This is a genomic window from Paenibacillus sp. IHBB 10380 (genome assembly GCF_000949425.1).
GTDB lineage: Bacteria > Bacillota > Bacilli > Paenibacillales > Paenibacillaceae > Paenibacillus_AQ.
The window spans coordinates 1,630,487-1,646,075 of the sequence record NZ_CP010976.1; the positions used below are offsets into that span (position 1 = coordinate 1,630,487).

Sequence of the window (15,589 nt, forward strand, 5' to 3'; positions counted from 1 at the left end):
TACAAAATTGTTGTTCTTTAGTCTTTACTCTGGATGACAAGAAGAAGCCCATCCTGAATAGATACAGTTCCTTTATGTGTCATCAGACGGTTACTAACGCCTAACGAGTGTCCCATTGTCAGTGTTGCATTGCTTAGCGGGTAGGCGAAACCATTCAATGTAACGCCATTTACTTCTAAAGTAAGTGGGAGGAGAGATACATATGTATATTCCTTACGTTGCTGCACTTCAATCGTTGAATTCGTTATAGTGATATAGTTGTTGGTGTCAAGAATAACGCACGAAATGTTATGTTCTAATGAAAGTTTTAACATTTGAATGTTTGCCAAGGTATGATCAAGACGTGTACCGGTTCCTCCGATAAGGAGAATCTGTTCTGGCTGCTCTTTCAAAGCTATTTCAAATGCAAGCTCTGTATCTGAAAGTGCTTTGTCAATAGGATCACAGGAAATGATATTTCCACTGTATGATCTGACCTTTTCTTGTTCTTCTACTGTAATAGAATCGAAGTCACCTACAGATATATCTGGGTGTAGTCCATGTTCTATAAGAAAAAGAGCTCCTCGATCAGCTCCAATGATGAAGTCATTGTGTTGAATTTCGTTCAAAAAATCATCAGATAAGCTTCCACCTGAGAAAATGACAACTCGTTTTTGTTTCATTAGTTTCTCTCCTTAACGTTCTTCGATAGTCTACATATAATTAACTGGTTGAAATTCTAGTATAATTCAGATTTTATAGTTGTACAATTTCGCCAGTCGCGGCTACAATAGTGACAGCGTCATGTTAGGGAAGAGGTAGCTACTGTGGATATGCATGTTTTTGAAGTGTTAAGTATCATCGGTACGGTTGCTTTTGCCATGTCAGGAGCTTTCGTTGCGATGGAAGAAGAGTATGACATTCTAGGGATTGTCGTGTTAGGACTTGTAACCGCCTTTGGCGGCGGAATTATCCGTAACGTTCTAATAGGCGTACCTGTAACTTCCCTATGGAGTGAAGGTCTGCTTATTCGTTTGGCGCTGATATCGATTGGTATCGCTTTTGTACTACCTCTTGCTTGGATTAAACACTGGAAGAAGACGGAGGCATTATTCGATGCCATTGGTCTATCCGCATTTGCAATACAAGGAGCTATTTATGCGACTGAAATGAAACATCCTCTTATCGCAGTCATTGTGGCAGCTGTGATGACGGGAAGTGGTGGTGGGATTATTCGAGACATACTTGCAGGTCGCAAGCCGCTGGTCTTACGAGATGAAATCTATGCTGTATGGGCCATGATAGCTGGAGCAGCGGTTGGTCTCAACTGGATACATAGCACATGGCAGCTCTTAGGTTTATTTGTAGCGGTAGTTGTATTTAGAATGTTCTCGGTATTTTTTAAATGGAGATTGCCCAGACGTTCATTACACAGCAAGAAAAATGTTGATGCTGATAACAATCAATTGCAAGCTTAGAAAGGAAGATAGACATGATTAACGTTGTATTTGTATGTCTTGGCAACATTTGTCGTTCTCCGATGGCGGAGGCAGTACTTGGCAACAAAATCGCTGGCAAAAATTTACAAGATCGAATTAAGGTGGATTCAGCTGGAACAGGGGACTGGCATATTGGTCACCCGCCGCACGAGGGAACTAGAAAGATTTTGGATGAATATCAAATTAGCTATGAAGGTATGGTAGCCCGTCAAGTAACGAGTAAAGATTTCGAACAGTTTGATTATGTGCTGTGTATGGATCAAGCTAATCTTGGGAATCTCCGTAAATTACCAGGTGGAGAGAATGCCGTAATTATTCCTTTTATGGAGCTTTTACCTGATGAAGTATTGCGGGAAGTGCCAGATCCGTACTTCACAGGTAATTTTGAAGAAGTCTATGCCCTGATCAACGCAGGTTGTGATGTGTTACTGGACATGATTGTCAAAGATAAGCTATAATTTAGTCACATTGGCATGTAAATTCATGCCGTTTTTTAGCGAATATAATGTAAACGCATTCAATAGATAAAAGAAACAAAGGTGAACGAATAACCTGAGAAACGATTATCATATGTTCACCTTCTTCAAGATTTATGAGTTTAAAAAATACATCAGCGCATCGGGTAATTCATTCTGCCAAAAACCCCATTGATGCCGGCCTTCTTTTTCTTCATAGTGCACTGTTGCTCCACGTGTCTCAAGTAATTCCTTAGTATCGCGATTAAGTTGTACAAAGTTATAGGTTCCCGTATCTGCTACGAATTCTGTCTCCTGAAGTCCTACTATCATGTAGATACTCAGCCAAGATAAATCTTGCTCTGAGGTAATTATTTCTTGGGAGGCATCATAATAAGCGCCAGACATACTAATGACGCGTGTAAATAAATGTGGATATAGTAGTGCCAAATGAAGAGAGACACTACCTCCGAGAGAGTCACCAGCAATAATTCGTTCTTCGGGCGTTTGACGCGCGTTATATCTCTGTTCTACGTAGGGAATAATCTCTTCAGCAAAGCAAGACACATAAGCATCGAAACGGCTACCGAAAGGAGCATATTCTTGTGTTCGAATGGAGGTGTTTACTTCTACTCCTACTATAATAAATGGTTCTGTACCCTCGTCTAGAATGAGACGATTAGCATGAGTAGCTATTCTACCAAAATTGAAAAATTCTTCTCCATCTTGGCAGTAAACGACGGGATAGCTAATAATTTCGTTATATCCAGGAGGTAAATAGATTCGCAGATTTCGAGTATCATTCAGATACTTACTCTGTATTTGTTCTTTTACTATTGTGCGCTTTAGATAACGAGACTCAGTCATTAATTTCCACCATCCATAGAGGTTATTTTTTTGCAATCAAGAAAACAATAAGTTAAGATAGGTTAGTCATAGGTTGGTAAATTTTCCATTCCACATTGTTGAAACTGTTATACAATTGTTGTTATCCTGTTATACATAACAAAATTTCGATTATTTAAATTAAATGTGGATTATCTTTGACGTATCGAATAGAACAGGTGTATAATAATCCTATAACAGGTGCACATGATAATCAAATTTTTTTGTTGAGGTGAAGAAAATGAGCAAGGTTCCTTATGAAGTGTATACAGAGGAAGTAGAAGCCCTATCGGTTCTTTCTCCAGATGGTGAAATTATTAATAAAGATATGATGCCGAAGCTTACCGATGATCAATTGAAAGAAATTATGTACCGTATGGTTTTTACCCGTACTTGGGATGACCGTGCAGTAAATTTAGGCCGTCAAGGTCGACTAGGTTTCTATGCTCCTGTATCTGGTCAAGAAGCGACTATGGTCGGAAGTGAATTTGCTCTTGAGAAAGAGGATTTCGTATGTCCTGGATATCGTGATATTCCACAGCTAGTATGGCATGGTTTACCACTTTATCAAGCATTTCTTTATTCCCGTGGTCACCAACATGGAGGTCAAATTCCAGAAGGTGTCAACGTATTGATGCCACAAATCATTATCGGTGCACAAATTCTGCACGCTATGGGTATTGCAATGGGCTTCAAATTGAAGAAACAAAAACAAGTAGCAATCGCATACACCGGTGACGGTGGTTCATCTGAAGGTGATTTCTACGAAGGTTTGAACTATGCAGGAGTATATAAATTGCCTGTTATTTTCTTTGTTCAAAACAATGGTTATGCCATTACTACACCTTTTGCTAAGCAAACAGCTGCTCTTTCTATCGCTCACAAAGCTGTAGCAGCAGGTATTAAAGGTATTAAGATTGATGGTATGGACGTATTTGCTGTTATTAGTGCCGTTCAACAAGCAGCAGAACGTGGCCGCAATGGCGAAGGCGCAACATTGATTGAAGCAGTAACGTATCGTTTCCGTCCACATTCTTTGTCTGATGATGCTAGTAAATATCGGACTAAGGAAGAGGAAGTAGAGTGGAGCGAGAAGGATCCGATTGCACGTCTTGCTAAGTATTTGGCGAAAAAAGGTCTTTGGACTGAGGAAGATACAGCACGTGTAAGAGAAGAAGCTAAGGCTGAAGTCAATGAACAAATCAAAAAAGCAGAAAAAACCGAAAAAATGACTGTATCCGGCCTAATTGACAGCATGTTTGAGAACACTCCGGAACATCTGGAAAAACAAAAAGCCGATTTTGAATAGTATTAATTGAGTTTTTGATTTTGTAATGATACGTGAACCGTGAATGTTTAAGGAGGATACGAAGCAATGGCACAAATGAACATGAAAGAAGCAATTCGTGATGCGATGCGCGTTGAATTGGAACGCGATCCTAACGTTATAATCTTCGGTGAAGATGTAGGTAATGTTGGTGGTGTTTTCCGCGTAACAGAAGGTTTGCAAAAGACGTTCGGTGAAGAACGTGTATTTGATACACCACTAGCTGAATCCGCTATTGGTGGTTTGGCAGTAGGATTAGGAATTCAAGGATTCCGTCCAATCGCTGAAATTCAATTCGTTGGATTTATATTTGAAGCACTTGATCAAATGGTGATCCAAGCTGCTCGTATGCGTTACCGTTCAGGTGGACGTTACAACTCACCAATCGTTTTCCGTACACCTTTTGGTGGCGGGGTTAAAGCGGCAGAACTTCACACAGATTCCTTGGAAGGTTTGTTTACTCAAACTCCGGGTATTAAAGTAGTAGTACCATCTAATCCTTATGATGCAAAAGGACTTCTAATCGCAGCAATTCGCGATAATGATCCTGTATTCTTCATGGAGCATTTGAACCTTTATCATGCTTTCCGTGCAGAAGTACCAGAAGGTGAATATACAGTTGAACTTGGTAAAGCTAACATCGTTCGTGAAGGATCCGATGTGACGATTATTTCTTATGGAATGACGGTTCATACAGCTACTAAAGCTGCGGATGAATTGGAGAAATCAGGCATTAAGGCTGAAATTATCGACTTACGTACGTTGAATCCACTTGATATTGATACTATTGTTGCATCTGTTAAGAAAACTAACCGTGCAATTGTTGTACAAGAAGCGCAAAAGAGTGCGGGCATCGCTGCTGAAGTTATTGCACAAATTAATGAAAATGCAATTCTACATTTGGAAGCTCCAGTTCTACGTGTTGCTGGTCCAGATACGGTATATCCATTTGCTCAAATTGAAGATACGTGGCTTCCAACACCGGCTCGTATTATTGCTGCTGTTAACAAAGTGTTGGAATACTAAGCGTTTGCAGTCATTTTAAAGGAGGTAATATCATTGGCTAAATTTGAATATCGTTTTCCTGAGCTAGGCGAAGGCTTACATGAAGGCGAAATCATCAAAATGCATATTAAAAAAGGCGACAAAGTTACAGATGATGATATCGTTATGGAGGTACAGAATGACAAGGCAGTTGTTGAAGTTCCCTGCCCAGTTAATGGTACTGTACTAGAAGTTCTTACCAAAGACGGACAAGTGTGCCGTGTTGGTGAAGTAGTAGCTATCATTGATGCTGAAGGTGACGTTCCTGAACAAGAAGCGCCTGCTGAAGATCATTCTACACAAGAAGCAGATGCTGCTAAAGGTAGTGCAGATACAACTTCTTCTCCAGCACAAAGTAGCCCAGCTGATGCAAAAGAAGGTGCAGCATCTTCAACTCCAGCAGCACCTAACAAAGATGTTCTAGCTACGCCAAGTGTACGTAAATTCGCACGTGAACAAGGTGTTGATATTGCGAACGTTAATGGTACAGGTAACAATGGCAAAATTACTAAAGAAGATGTAGAAGCATTCAAGAATGGTGGAAGCGTTAAAGCTGAAGCGGCTCCAGAAGCTGTACAATCTACATCATCGACTTCATCAGTTGCTGCTGAGGTTAATGTTAGTGCAGAAGAAGATCGCGTACCTTTCAAAGGTGTTCGTAAAATCATCGCAAATGCAATGGTTAAATCTGCATACACAGCTCCTCATGTAACGATCATGGATGAAGTAGATGTAACTGAATTGGTAGCATTCCGTACGCGTATGAAACCAACAGCTGAGAAAAAAGGAATAAAAGTAACTTATCTTCCATTCATCGTTAAAGCATTGGTTGCCGCTAGTCGTCAATTCCCTGCTCTTAATGCTATGATTGACGAAGAATCAAATGAAATTGTCTACAAGAAATACTATAATATCGGTATTGCTACAGACACAGAAGGCGGATTAATCGTTCCAGTTATTAAAGATGCTGATCGTAAGAGCATTTGGATGATTGCTGATTCCATTCGTGATTTGGCTACTCGTGGTCGTGACGGTAAGTTATCTCCGACTGAGATGAGAGGAAGTACGATTTCAATCTCTAACATTGGTTCTGCTGGCGGTATGTTCTTTACACCAATCATCAACTTCCCTGAAGTTGCGATCTTGGGTACTGGACGTATTTCTGAAAAAGCGGTTGTCAAAAATGGTGAAATTGTAATTGCTCCAGTTATGGCTCTATCCCTAAGCTTTGACCACCGTATTATCGATGGTGCAACAGCACAAAACTTTATGAACTACATTAAATCGCTGCTCAATAACCCTGAGCTGCTAGTTATGGAGGTCTAATCAATCATGGTAGTAGGAGACGCTTCTCTAGATATTGATACGCTAGTCATTGGTGCCGGTCCTGGTGGTTATGTAGCAGCTATACGTGCTGCACAACTGGGTCAAAAAGTATTAATCGTGGATAAATCAACAGTTGGTGGTGTATGTCTTAACCGTGGATGTATTCCATCCAAGGCATTGATTGCAGCAGCTCATCAATATGAGTCTGCTCAACACGGCGCTGCATTCGGTGTTACTGCTGAGAACGTAAAAGTTGATTTCGGAAAAACACAAGAATTCAAAAACAGTGTTGTTAAGAAATTAACGGGCGGCGTTGCTGGTCTACTTAAAGGTAACAAAGTAGAAGTATTCAATGGTGAATGTATGTTCATCAGTGAGAATGAAGCACGTGTCTTTAACGACCATGAATCTCCTCGTTACCGTTTCAAGAACTGTATTATTGCAACAGGATCACGTCCGATCGAACTTAAACCATTTCCATTCGGTGGACGTATCATGTCCTCAACTGAGGCACTAGATCTTCCAGAAATTCCGAAGAGCCTAATCGTTATTGGTGGAGGATACATCGGAGCTGAGCTTGGCCAAATGTTCTCTAAATTTGGTAGTAAAGTTACGATCATCGAAGGTCTTGAGTCTGTACTTAACGGATTCGATCCAGATATGACGAAGCTTGTTGTTAAGAACATGAATAAAACAGGTATCGAAATTATCACGAGTGCAAAAGCAGAAAGTGCTACACAAACAGATAAAGACGTTACTGTGAAATACAGCGTAGGTGGAGAAACCAAAGAAGTAACAGCTGATTATTTACTTGTTACTGTTGGACGTCGTCCAAATACAGATGGTGAACTTGGCTTGGATCTAGTTGGTATCGAAATGGATGAACGTGGATTTGTAAAAGTAGATCATCAAGGACGTACTAACTTCCCTCACATTTTCGCTATTGGTGATATCGTTGCAGGTCTTGCATTGGCTCACAAAGCTTCTTATGAAGCTAAAGTGGCTGCAGAAGCGATTGCTGGTCATCCTTCCGTAGTAGACTACAAATGTATCCCTGCAGTAGCCTTTACAGACCCTGAATGTGCAAGTGTAGGTTACACGGAAAAAGAAGCGAAGGATAAAGGCTATAAGGTTGCTGTATCTAAATTCCCATTCGCAGGTAACGGACGTGCGTTATCTTTGAATAGCCCAGACGGTTTCGTGAAACTGATCTCTGAAGAAGGTACAGATCTTGTACTAGGATGTCATATCGCGGGTCTAGAAGCTTCCAATCTGATTTCTGAGCTGAGCTTGGCAATTGAAATGGGTGCTACCCTTGAAGACATCGCGTTGACTATTCATGCTCACCCAACCTTGGGTGAAATCGTGATGGAAACTGCCGAATTGGCACTAGGAAATCCGATTCATATGATGGCACCGCGTAAATAAGAACTTATATAATATCAAAAGAAGGAGGGGCATCTAATGCTCCTCCTTCTTTTTTATTAAAAAATTCCTAACCTAATCTTGTGAATATCCATGATTTGTTGTTATCAGATTGGCGTGAACATGTTACACTTATAGGTACGTTAGAAGTTAGATGGTTCATTTTTTATGATAAGAAATTATGATTTTTATATGTATTTACTTGTGAATTAGATGAAAGGTGAGTGCTTTAGATTGAAGAATTATTTAGAGCTATTGCAGGATATATTAGATCATGGATCTGTAAAAGAAGATCGAACAGGTACAGGTACAACATCTGTATTTGGGCGTCAACTTCGTTTCGATCTATCGCAGGGCTTTCCACTTTTGACAACGAAGAGAGTTCATATCAAATCTGTGGTGCATGAGTTGCTTTGGTTCCTTAGTGGGGATACAAATACTAGGTACCTAAAGGAGAATGGCGTCTCTATTTGGGACGAGTGGGCAGATGAGAACGGTGAGTTAGGTCCTGTCTATGGTTCGCAGTGGCGAGCTTGGGAAGCGCCGAATGGTCAGAGCATTGATCAAATTGCTAATGTTATTGAGGCCATTAAGAATAATCCCGATTCAAGACGTCACATCGTTAGTGCTTGGAATGTTGCTGAAATAGACAATATGAAATTGCCGCCTTGTCATTTTGTATTTCAATTTTATGTAGCGAATGGGAATTTATCTTGTATGCTAACAATGCGGTCTGTGGATACCTTCTTAGGGCTTCCATTTAACATTGCCTGTTACGCACTCTTGACTCACATGGTGGCTCAGCAGTGTGGACTAGAGCCGGGAGAGTTTATATGGTCTGGTGGAGATGTGCATATTTATTCAAACCACATGGAGCAAGTTCAGACTCAATTAGAGCGTGAGCCATTTGAGTTACCTGTTCTAGAAATAAACCGCAAGCCTGAATCAATATTTGATTATCAGTTTGAAGATTTCGAATTTCACAATTATAAGCATCATCCAGGGATAAAAGCACCAGTAGCTATATAAGAGGAGGACAAGTGCAATGAGGATCACAATGATCTGGGCTATGGGGCATAATGGTATCATGGGTAAAGATAATGATATGCCGTGGCGTCTGCCGCGTGATATGGCATTCTTTAAGCAGCAAACACTCGGGAAATCTATAGTTATGGGAAGACGGACTTGGGAATCCTTTGGAGGTAAGCCGCTGAAGAATCGGACTAACATTATTATGACTCGTGACCTTGAGTATACAGCACAAGGTGCGCATATCATTCATACACTAGAAGATGCAAAGACATTTGCACAAAATGATGAACTTATGATTATTGGTGGAGCTCAGATTTATGAGGAATGGTTGCCTTTAGCGGACCGACTCATTGTAACTAAGATCGATGAAGATTTCGAGGGAGATATTGTATTCCCTGTGATAGATTGGTCAAAATGGACGCTAATCGAACAAATAACAGGTGTACGTGATGATAATAACCCCTATGATTATAGTTTCAATTTCTATGAGTTCATTCAAGAATAGCATCCCAACAACGTGTGAACTATATGTTAAATAGTACAAAAAATTAGGCGGATAATCCATTTAACATTCAAACTTCTAAATGCTAAGATAATTTAAATTAGATTTTTATATTGATGTATATTTATGTGACATTATATATAGTTATGCTGACATTTGAGAAGTGGGGGAATGGGTTCATGTCTACACCAACAGGATTTATGGAATATAACCGTCAACTGCCTATTGACCGGGATCCAGCAGAGCGGATTAAAGACTGGGAAGAATTCCACAAACATATGTCAGACGAAGAGCTTCGGACACAGGGATCACGCTGCATGGATTGTGGTACACCCTACTGTCATTCAGGAATTGATATGGCGGGTGGAACCTCCGGATGCCCAGTAAATAATTTAATTCCAGAGTGGAACAATCTTATTTATCGTGGATTGTGGAGAGAAGCACTCGATCGTCTGCACAAAACGAATAATTTCCCTGAATTCACGGGTCGCGTATGTCCAGCCCCGTGCGAAGGATCTTGTACTGTTGGATTAATCGGCGAGCCAGTGACCATTAAAACCATTGAGCAAGCGATTATTGATAAAGGTTTTGAAGAAGGTTGGGTAACTCCGAACCCTCCTGAGAAACGGACTGGTAAAAAAGTGGCTGTCGTAGGATCGGGTCCAGCGGGTCTTGCAGCTGCAGCTCAGCTTAACAAAGCAGGTCATTCCGTTACGGTATATGAGCGTGCTGATCGGATCGGAGGCCTACTTACTTATGGTATTCCTGCGATGAAGCTGGATAAAGATGTTGTACAACGTCGTGTAGATTTACTTGCAGCAGAAGGGATACAATTCATTACGAATGCTGATATTGGAGTAAATATACCGGCTCAGCAACTAGTGGACGAGTATGATGCTGTAGTGCTATGCGGAGGAGCTACGAAGCCTCGTCAGTTCGAGATTGAAGGAAGTCAGTTGAACGGTGTGCATTATGCTATGACTTACTTGAATGGAACGATTAAGAGCTTTTTGGATTCCAATTTAGAGGATGGACAGTTTATATCTGCTAAGGATAAAGATGTCATCGTGATCGGTGGCGGAGATACAGGTTCAGACTGTGTGGCCACAGCGTTGCGTCATGGATGTAGTAGCATCACTCAATTTGGTACCCATGATAAAGCACCGCTAGAGCGGGATCCTATCAATAATCCGTGGCCACAATTTCCGAATGTGTATACACTTGATTATGCACAGGAAGAGGCTAAAGCGATTCATGGAGAAGATCCACGTGAGTTCTCTATCATGACGACTAAATTCGTTGGCGATGAGCAGGGTAACTTGAAAGAGTTACACACGGTACAAATCCAACGGATCGTAGATGATTCAGGCCGAAAAATTTATCAACCTATTCCGGGAACAGAGCGTATTTTCAAAGCACAATTAGCATTTATCGCTATTGGTTTTGATGGACCTGAGCAAACGTTGATTGAGAAGTTAGGTCTAGATACGGACCGCCGCTCGAACGTAAAAGCTAACAAAGGCAAATACAAGACCAATCTCGATAAAGTATTCGCTGCAGGTGATATGAGACGTGGACAGAGCTTAGTTGTGTGGGCCATCAATGAAGGCCGGGAGGCTGCACGTGAAGTAGATAAATATTTGATGGGTTCGACGGTACTGGTGTAAATAAGGCTTGATATTCCCCCAAGATACACAGACACTTTAAACGAAGTGTTTGTGTATCTTTTTTTGTATTGTCAATCATGGATTAAGGTTGGAAAAGTAATATAAGTAGGATAGTTTAGTAATAATTGTTCTTTACCAAGCTATTATTACATTATTTGGTAACATAAGAATGAATTACCTTATCAAGAAAGGGAGGCTTGTCGAAGTGAGTGCTAACCTGCAGGAATGGATTGTTGAAGAAGATATTACAAGTATGCAGATAGCTATGGAGGAGGGGACTATATCCTCAGAAGAGATCGTCCAAGCATACTTAGATCGTATAGATAAGTACGATTTGATCATCAATTCAATATTAGAAATAAATCCAGAGGCGATACATATAGCGAGAGCTTTAGACAAAGAACGCAAAGAACAAGGGAGTCGGGGAAAACTGCACGGAATTCCTATTTTATTGAAGGATAATATAGATACAGAAGATCAGATGCATACGAGCGCAGGCTCAGTAGCTTTAGCTGAGTCATTCGCGGCGAAGGATTCATTCATAGCTTCAAAGCTTCGCATGGCAGGTGCTATTCTTCTTGGGAAAACGAATATGTCGGAATGGTCCAACTTTATGTCTAGTTCGATGCCTGCGGGTTATAGTTCACGTGGTGGGCTTGTTCTGAATCCATATGGTGCGGGTGAGATATTCATTAGTGGGTCGAGTTCTGGACCTGCGGCTGCTATAGCTGCAAACCTAGGAGCGGCAGCGATCGGAACGGAAACGGCGGGGTCCATAGTTGGGCCTGCATGTAAAAATTTACTTGTGGGGATCAAATCTACGGTGGGTCTCGCTAGCCGAGCGGGTATTATACCTATTTCTAGTAGTCAGGATACCCCTGGCCCTATAGCAAGAACGGTGTCTGATGCAGCCATTATCTTAGGTGCATTAACTGGAGTAGACGACGAGGATAAGGCTACGTTAGCGAGCGCAAAGAGATCCTTTATAGATTACACACCTTTTTTAGATGCCGACTTTTTACGTCATGCAAGAATAGGTATTCCTAGATATTATTATAAGCATTTGGATGAGGAAAGACTTGCTATGATGGAAGCTGCCATTACGACTTTGAGAAACGAAGGCGCCACAATGGTAGACCCGATCACGCTTCACGTCGAACAGAATCATTGGAACAACGATGTCATTTGTTATGAGTTTAAAAACGATTTAAATCATTACTTATCACAATTAGCTGATTCCGCACCGATTCACTCTTTGAAAGAGTTGATTGAATATAATAAGAATCATGCCGAGGTAGCTTTGAAATATGGGCAAGACACGCTAATAAGATCAGAAGGAACCACGCTGACTGAGCACACCTATCTGCAAAAGAAACAAGAATATGATGAATTAGCGCTTAACCAAGGAATAGATTACGTGTTAGAAAAATATAGTCTGGATGCATTAATGTTACCTGGAGATGTGGACGGCATGTATATTGCAGCACGATTGGGTTACCCTTTGATCTCTGTCCCAGCGGGGTATTCATCCCATGGCATTATTGACTCCGATGGCGATTCAACAAAAGGTCCATTTGGAGTGGTCTTCTCAGGTAAAGCATTTAGTGAACCTACGTTGATCAAAATAGCTTACGGATTTGAGCAAGCCACACACCATCGTTTTCCACCACAATTGGATTAGGGAGGAAATGTATATGTCTTATAGTCATTATGGCAAACTGGGTACAGAGGTTTATGATTTAACCAAGAAAATCGGGGGTTCATTAGATGGCGATTTAGAATATTATCGTGATAAGCTAAAAAGTTGCAAGGGGCGTATTCTAGAAGCGATGGTTGGTTCTGGGCGTGTAACCATTCCACTGCTAGAATCCGGATTCGTTGTAGATGGTGTTGATTATTCTCCTGAAATGTTAGCTTCCTGTAGCAAACGTTGTGATGAACGTGGACTGAAAGTTAACTTATATGAAGCAGATTTGCAAGAACTTTCGTTACCTTATAAATATGAGGCCATTATTATACCAGGCGGCTCATTTTTGTTGATAGAACAACGAAAAGAAGCGATACAAGTATTACAACGACTCTATGAACATCTTGAGCCAGGTGGGCGACTTATTCTTGATCTATTCTTACCAGACAACGATTTCAACAGTTCTGAAATAGGCAAGTTTGGTGGAATAGCAACTTATAACCTTCCCGATGGGGATATGATCACAATGGAGAGTAAAATCTTGGAAGCGGACTTGTTTTATAATCAATACCAAGTGTCACTTTTGAAATATGAAAAATGGCGCAATGGGAAGCTGATTCAAACGGAATTACAACGCTTTGCGCTACGTTGGTATGGAGTAGAAGAATTCATATATATTTTAGAAAAAGTTGGCTTTTCAGATGTTGTTGTTTCAGCTGATTTTGTGGATGGAAAAGAACCGACACATGCGAACCAAAAATTTGTTTATGAAGCTGTAAGAAGATAATAACTGCTGTGTATAGTTTACTATACACAGCCTTTTGCTGTTGTGACGTGAGCATCAAACCCAGCCCAGCATGAGATCATAGGCGTATCTTGGATTAAGGAGATTATCAACTTTATCTGATTTTTATATATAAGAAATTAATTTGAGAAAAGAGAGTAAATAGAATGAATAATTATGTGATTCGAAACTTATACCGAAAGACATCTCCAGCATCTATAACGTTCAAGTAGAATACAATAAAGTATTCCCGGAAACATCAGTCATTCCAGGGGAAGCTTACCTTTCCCCCGAGTTTGATAACGGAAACAATGTGCTTTGTGCGATGAACCACCAAGGACTGTTGGATGGATATGCATCTATTTATCCTGTAATGGTAGCAGATAGTAACGATAGTGCAGAAAATGTATTATGGGTGGAAATTAAATTTAATCCATTAACTGCGGACAGTAATGAATTAAGAGAGACGTTATTTCTACATTTAATGAAAAGAGCAAGTGAAATAAAGGAAAATGCACTCCATAAAAGCACTAAAATGTGCTTTACATTCTTCCCATCAGAGCAAAAAAGCTCAGAATATGTACTTGCTAATAGCTTTATTGTCAATGAAGGGATTTATCATATGGCAAGAAATCTTGACCAGCCCATAGAGTTATGTCCATCGCCTGGTAAGATCGAAGTTATCGAGTGGAAAATGAAAGAGGATAAAGAAATAGACGAGTACGTTCAAGCGTACAATGAAGCTTTTCCTGAGAAGCCATGGAATATAGAGGGGTTAAAACATTTCATGTTATCTGATTTGTGGGCAGTGGGCACAACATTGTCTGCTTTTGAAAATGGTCAATTAATAGGTAGTGTTATGCTTTATTGGGATGATGAAAAGAATAAAAATGAAGAGAAAAACAGTGCTTTTACGGAACAAATATTTGTGTTGCCTGAATGGCGTGGAAAGGGAATAGCTACTTATCTAATTAGCAAAGGATTGGATTATTTAGCAGGTAAAGGGATGAACGAGGCCCTTCTTGAACTCCGAGCCAATAATGAGCATGCACTAAATATTTATAAGATGCTTGGGTATAAAGTAACAAAAAGCGAAAAAATTATTGAATGTGTTATTTAACACATGTTTAACTTTTAGAGTAATATTTTATCCGTAGAGCATAAAAAGTGAATATAGAAAACCCTACAAGTGAATCTATATCGTTAGTTATTTACATGTAGGGTTCTTTGTTGCGTGGACAAATATGTTTCTTGAAGTATTCTGATTGAACAGAAGGAGGTATAAACTAGGTGGATTGGGTTTGGCGCTCACGTTGTAACGGTAAAGGGCTGTTTATCGTTTGTTGGATACAAGTGGACTCCAGCATGCAGAAAATCGCTTTATGCTCGATAGATTACTTTATCTATTAACCCGTAATTTTGTGCTTCAATGGCATCCATAAAGCGATCTCGGTCGGTGTCTTTTGGATTTTTTCAAAAGGTTGGCCGTCTGCTCCGCCGAGAGGCTGGTGAATCATGATTTCGCTATTAGGGAGTGCAAGCCGTTTTCCCTTCGTTCCGTTGGTCAGTAGAAAGGCTCCCATGGAAGCCGCCATTCCAACACATAATGTAGTTACATCAGCTTTGATGATCTGCATCGTATCATAGATTCCCATCCCGGCCGTTATTGAACCTCCAGGGGAGTTGATATACATGCTTATGTCCTTTTCCGAGTCAGTTGCATCTAAGAATAGAAGTTGTGCTATCACGCTATTTGCCACTTCGTTCGTTATTTCACCGGAAACAAAAATGATTCGGTCTTGTAGAAGCCTCGAGTAAATGTCGTAAGAACGTTCTCCTCTAGCTGATTGTTCAACAACATAAGGAATTAGATTCATGCTATGTCCTCCATTATTTTTAATAATCGACTCGATATTTTTTTTCTAAGTATGAAGATTCATTACTTCTTATCTCTAAAACTCTGGGTTGAATAACAAC

At 40.3% G+C, this 15,589-nt stretch carries 14 protein-coding genes and 1 pseudogene; 12 read left to right on the forward strand and 3 right to left on the reverse strand.

All coding sequences use genetic code 11. The annotated features are described in order from the left end of the window. Positions 1–17: 17 nt before the first annotated feature. Entirely contained in the window at positions 18–662 is a 645-nt protein-coding gene (locus tag UB51_RS07335; protein ID WP_044876752.1) for a thiamine diphosphokinase, read from the reverse strand. Positions 663–812: 150 nt separating this feature from the next. Here UB51_RS07335 and UB51_RS07340 point away from each other — a divergent pair, with 150 nt between their 5' ends. Further along, positions 813–1,457, forward strand: a complete 645-nt coding sequence (locus UB51_RS07340; RefSeq protein ID WP_044879953.1) for a trimeric intracellular cation channel family protein — start codon at positions 813–815, stop codon at positions 1,455–1,457. Between the two features lie 14 nt (positions 1,458–1,471). After that, the gene (locus UB51_RS07345) at positions 1,472–1,936 is read left to right on the forward strand and encodes a low molecular weight protein-tyrosine-phosphatase (RefSeq protein ID WP_044876753.1); all 465 of its coding nucleotides are present in this window, start codon (positions 1,472–1,474) and stop codon (positions 1,934–1,936) included. Between the two features lie 132 nt (positions 1,937–2,068). Here the strand turns inward: UB51_RS07345 and UB51_RS07350 are convergent, their stop codons facing one another. Next, entirely contained in the window at positions 2,069–2,800 is a 732-nt protein-coding gene (locus UB51_RS07350) for an alpha/beta hydrolase (protein WP_044876754.1), read from the reverse strand. Positions 2,801–3,059: 259 nt separating this feature from the next. Here UB51_RS07350 and pdhA point away from each other — a divergent pair, with 259 nt between their 5' ends. The 10 genes from pdhA (at position 3,060) to UB51_RS26280 (ending at position 14,732) form a co-directional block, all read left to right on the forward strand. After that, positions 3,060–4,127 carry a pyruvate dehydrogenase (acetyl-transferring) E1 component subunit alpha gene (pdhA, locus tag UB51_RS07355; protein WP_044876755.1) on the forward strand — a complete coding sequence of 356 codons (1,068 nt, stop codon included), beginning with the start codon at positions 3,060–3,062 and terminating at the stop codon, positions 4,125–4,127. 66 nt (positions 4,128–4,193) lie between these two features. After that, positions 4,194–5,171, forward strand: coding sequence for an alpha-ketoacid dehydrogenase subunit beta (locus UB51_RS07360; protein WP_044876756.1), 978 nt, complete (start codon positions 4,194–4,196; stop codon positions 5,169–5,171). A gap of 33 nt (positions 5,172–5,204) precedes the next feature. Then, positions 5,205–6,515, forward strand: a complete 1,311-nt coding sequence (locus UB51_RS07365; RefSeq protein WP_044876757.1) for a dihydrolipoamide acetyltransferase family protein — start codon at positions 5,205–5,207, stop codon at positions 6,513–6,515. 6 nt (positions 6,516–6,521) lie between these two features. Then, the gene (gene lpdA / locus UB51_RS07370) at positions 6,522–7,943 is read left to right on the forward strand and encodes a dihydrolipoyl dehydrogenase (RefSeq protein WP_044876758.1); all 1,422 of its coding nucleotides are present in this window, start codon (positions 6,522–6,524) and stop codon (positions 7,941–7,943) included. Positions 7,944–8,174: 231 nt separating this feature from the next. Continuing rightward, positions 8,175–8,969, forward strand: coding sequence for a thymidylate synthase (locus UB51_RS07375; RefSeq protein WP_044876759.1), 795 nt, complete (start codon positions 8,175–8,177; stop codon positions 8,967–8,969). A 16-nt stretch (positions 8,970–8,985) separates the two neighbouring features. Further along, the gene (locus tag UB51_RS07380) at positions 8,986–9,477 is read left to right on the forward strand and encodes a dihydrofolate reductase (RefSeq protein WP_044876760.1); all 492 of its coding nucleotides are present in this window, start codon (positions 8,986–8,988) and stop codon (positions 9,475–9,477) included. Between the two features lie 176 nt (positions 9,478–9,653). Further along, the gene (locus tag UB51_RS07385; protein WP_044876761.1) at positions 9,654–11,141 is read left to right on the forward strand and encodes a glutamate synthase subunit beta; all 1,488 of its coding nucleotides are present in this window, start codon (positions 9,654–9,656) and stop codon (positions 11,139–11,141) included. A gap of 205 nt (positions 11,142–11,346) precedes the next feature. Continuing rightward, positions 11,347–12,822 carry an amidase family protein gene (locus UB51_RS07390; protein WP_044876762.1) on the forward strand — a complete coding sequence of 492 codons (1,476 nt, stop codon included), beginning with the start codon at positions 11,347–11,349 and terminating at the stop codon, positions 12,820–12,822. 13 nt (positions 12,823–12,835) lie between these two features. After that, positions 12,836–13,615 carry a class I SAM-dependent methyltransferase gene (locus UB51_RS07395; RefSeq protein ID WP_044876763.1) on the forward strand — a complete coding sequence of 260 codons (780 nt, stop codon included), beginning with the start codon at positions 12,836–12,838 and terminating at the stop codon, positions 13,613–13,615. A gap of 322 nt (positions 13,616–13,937) precedes the next feature. Beyond that, entirely contained in the window at positions 13,938–14,732 is a 795-nt protein-coding gene (locus tag UB51_RS26280; RefSeq protein WP_052675791.1) for a GNAT family N-acetyltransferase, read from the forward strand. Positions 14,733–14,992: 260 nt separating this feature from the next. Here UB51_RS26280 and UB51_RS07405 read toward each other — a convergent pair. Next, a pseudogene (locus tag UB51_RS07405) lies at positions 14,993–15,489 on the reverse strand (ATP-dependent Clp protease proteolytic subunit). Between the last annotated feature and the right edge of the window lie 100 nt (positions 15,490–15,589).

What these genes read in the sequence shown, in the direction of transcription:
- UB51_RS07360 (WP_044876756.1), top strand. Translation starts at nt 4,194, where the DNA reads ATGGCACAAATGAACATGAAAGAAGCAATTCGTGATGCGATGCGCGTT.
- UB51_RS07345 (WP_044876753.1), top strand. Translation starts at nt 1,472, where the DNA reads ATGATTAACGTTGTATTTGTATGTCTTGGCAACATTTGTCGTTCTCCG.
- UB51_RS07380 (WP_044876760.1), top strand. Translation starts at nt 8,986, where the DNA reads ATGAGGATCACAATGATCTGGGCTATGGGGCATAATGGTATCATGGGT.
- pdhA (WP_044876755.1), top strand. Translation starts at nt 3,060, where the DNA reads ATGAGCAAGGTTCCTTATGAAGTGTATACAGAGGAAGTAGAAGCCCTA.
- UB51_RS07340 (WP_044879953.1), top strand. Translation starts at nt 813, where the DNA reads ATGCATGTTTTTGAAGTGTTAAGTATCATCGGTACGGTTGCTTTTGCC.
- UB51_RS07350 (WP_044876754.1), bottom strand. Translation starts at nt 2,800, where the DNA reads ATGACTGAGTCTCGTTATCTAAAGCGCACAATAGTAAAAGAACAAATA.
- lpdA (WP_044876758.1), top strand. Translation starts at nt 6,522, where the DNA reads ATGGTAGTAGGAGACGCTTCTCTAGATATTGATACGCTAGTCATTGGT.
- UB51_RS07335 (WP_044876752.1), bottom strand. Translation starts at nt 662, where the DNA reads ATGAAACAAAAACGAGTTGTCATTTTCTCAGGTGGAAGCTTATCTGAT.
- UB51_RS07395 (WP_044876763.1), top strand. Translation starts at nt 12,836, where the DNA reads ATGTCTTATAGTCATTATGGCAAACTGGGTACAGAGGTTTATGATTTA.
- UB51_RS26280 (WP_052675791.1), top strand. Translation starts at nt 13,938, where the DNA reads ATGAACCACCAAGGACTGTTGGATGGATATGCATCTATTTATCCTGTA.
- UB51_RS07385 (WP_044876761.1), top strand. Translation starts at nt 9,654, where the DNA reads ATGTCTACACCAACAGGATTTATGGAATATAACCGTCAACTGCCTATT.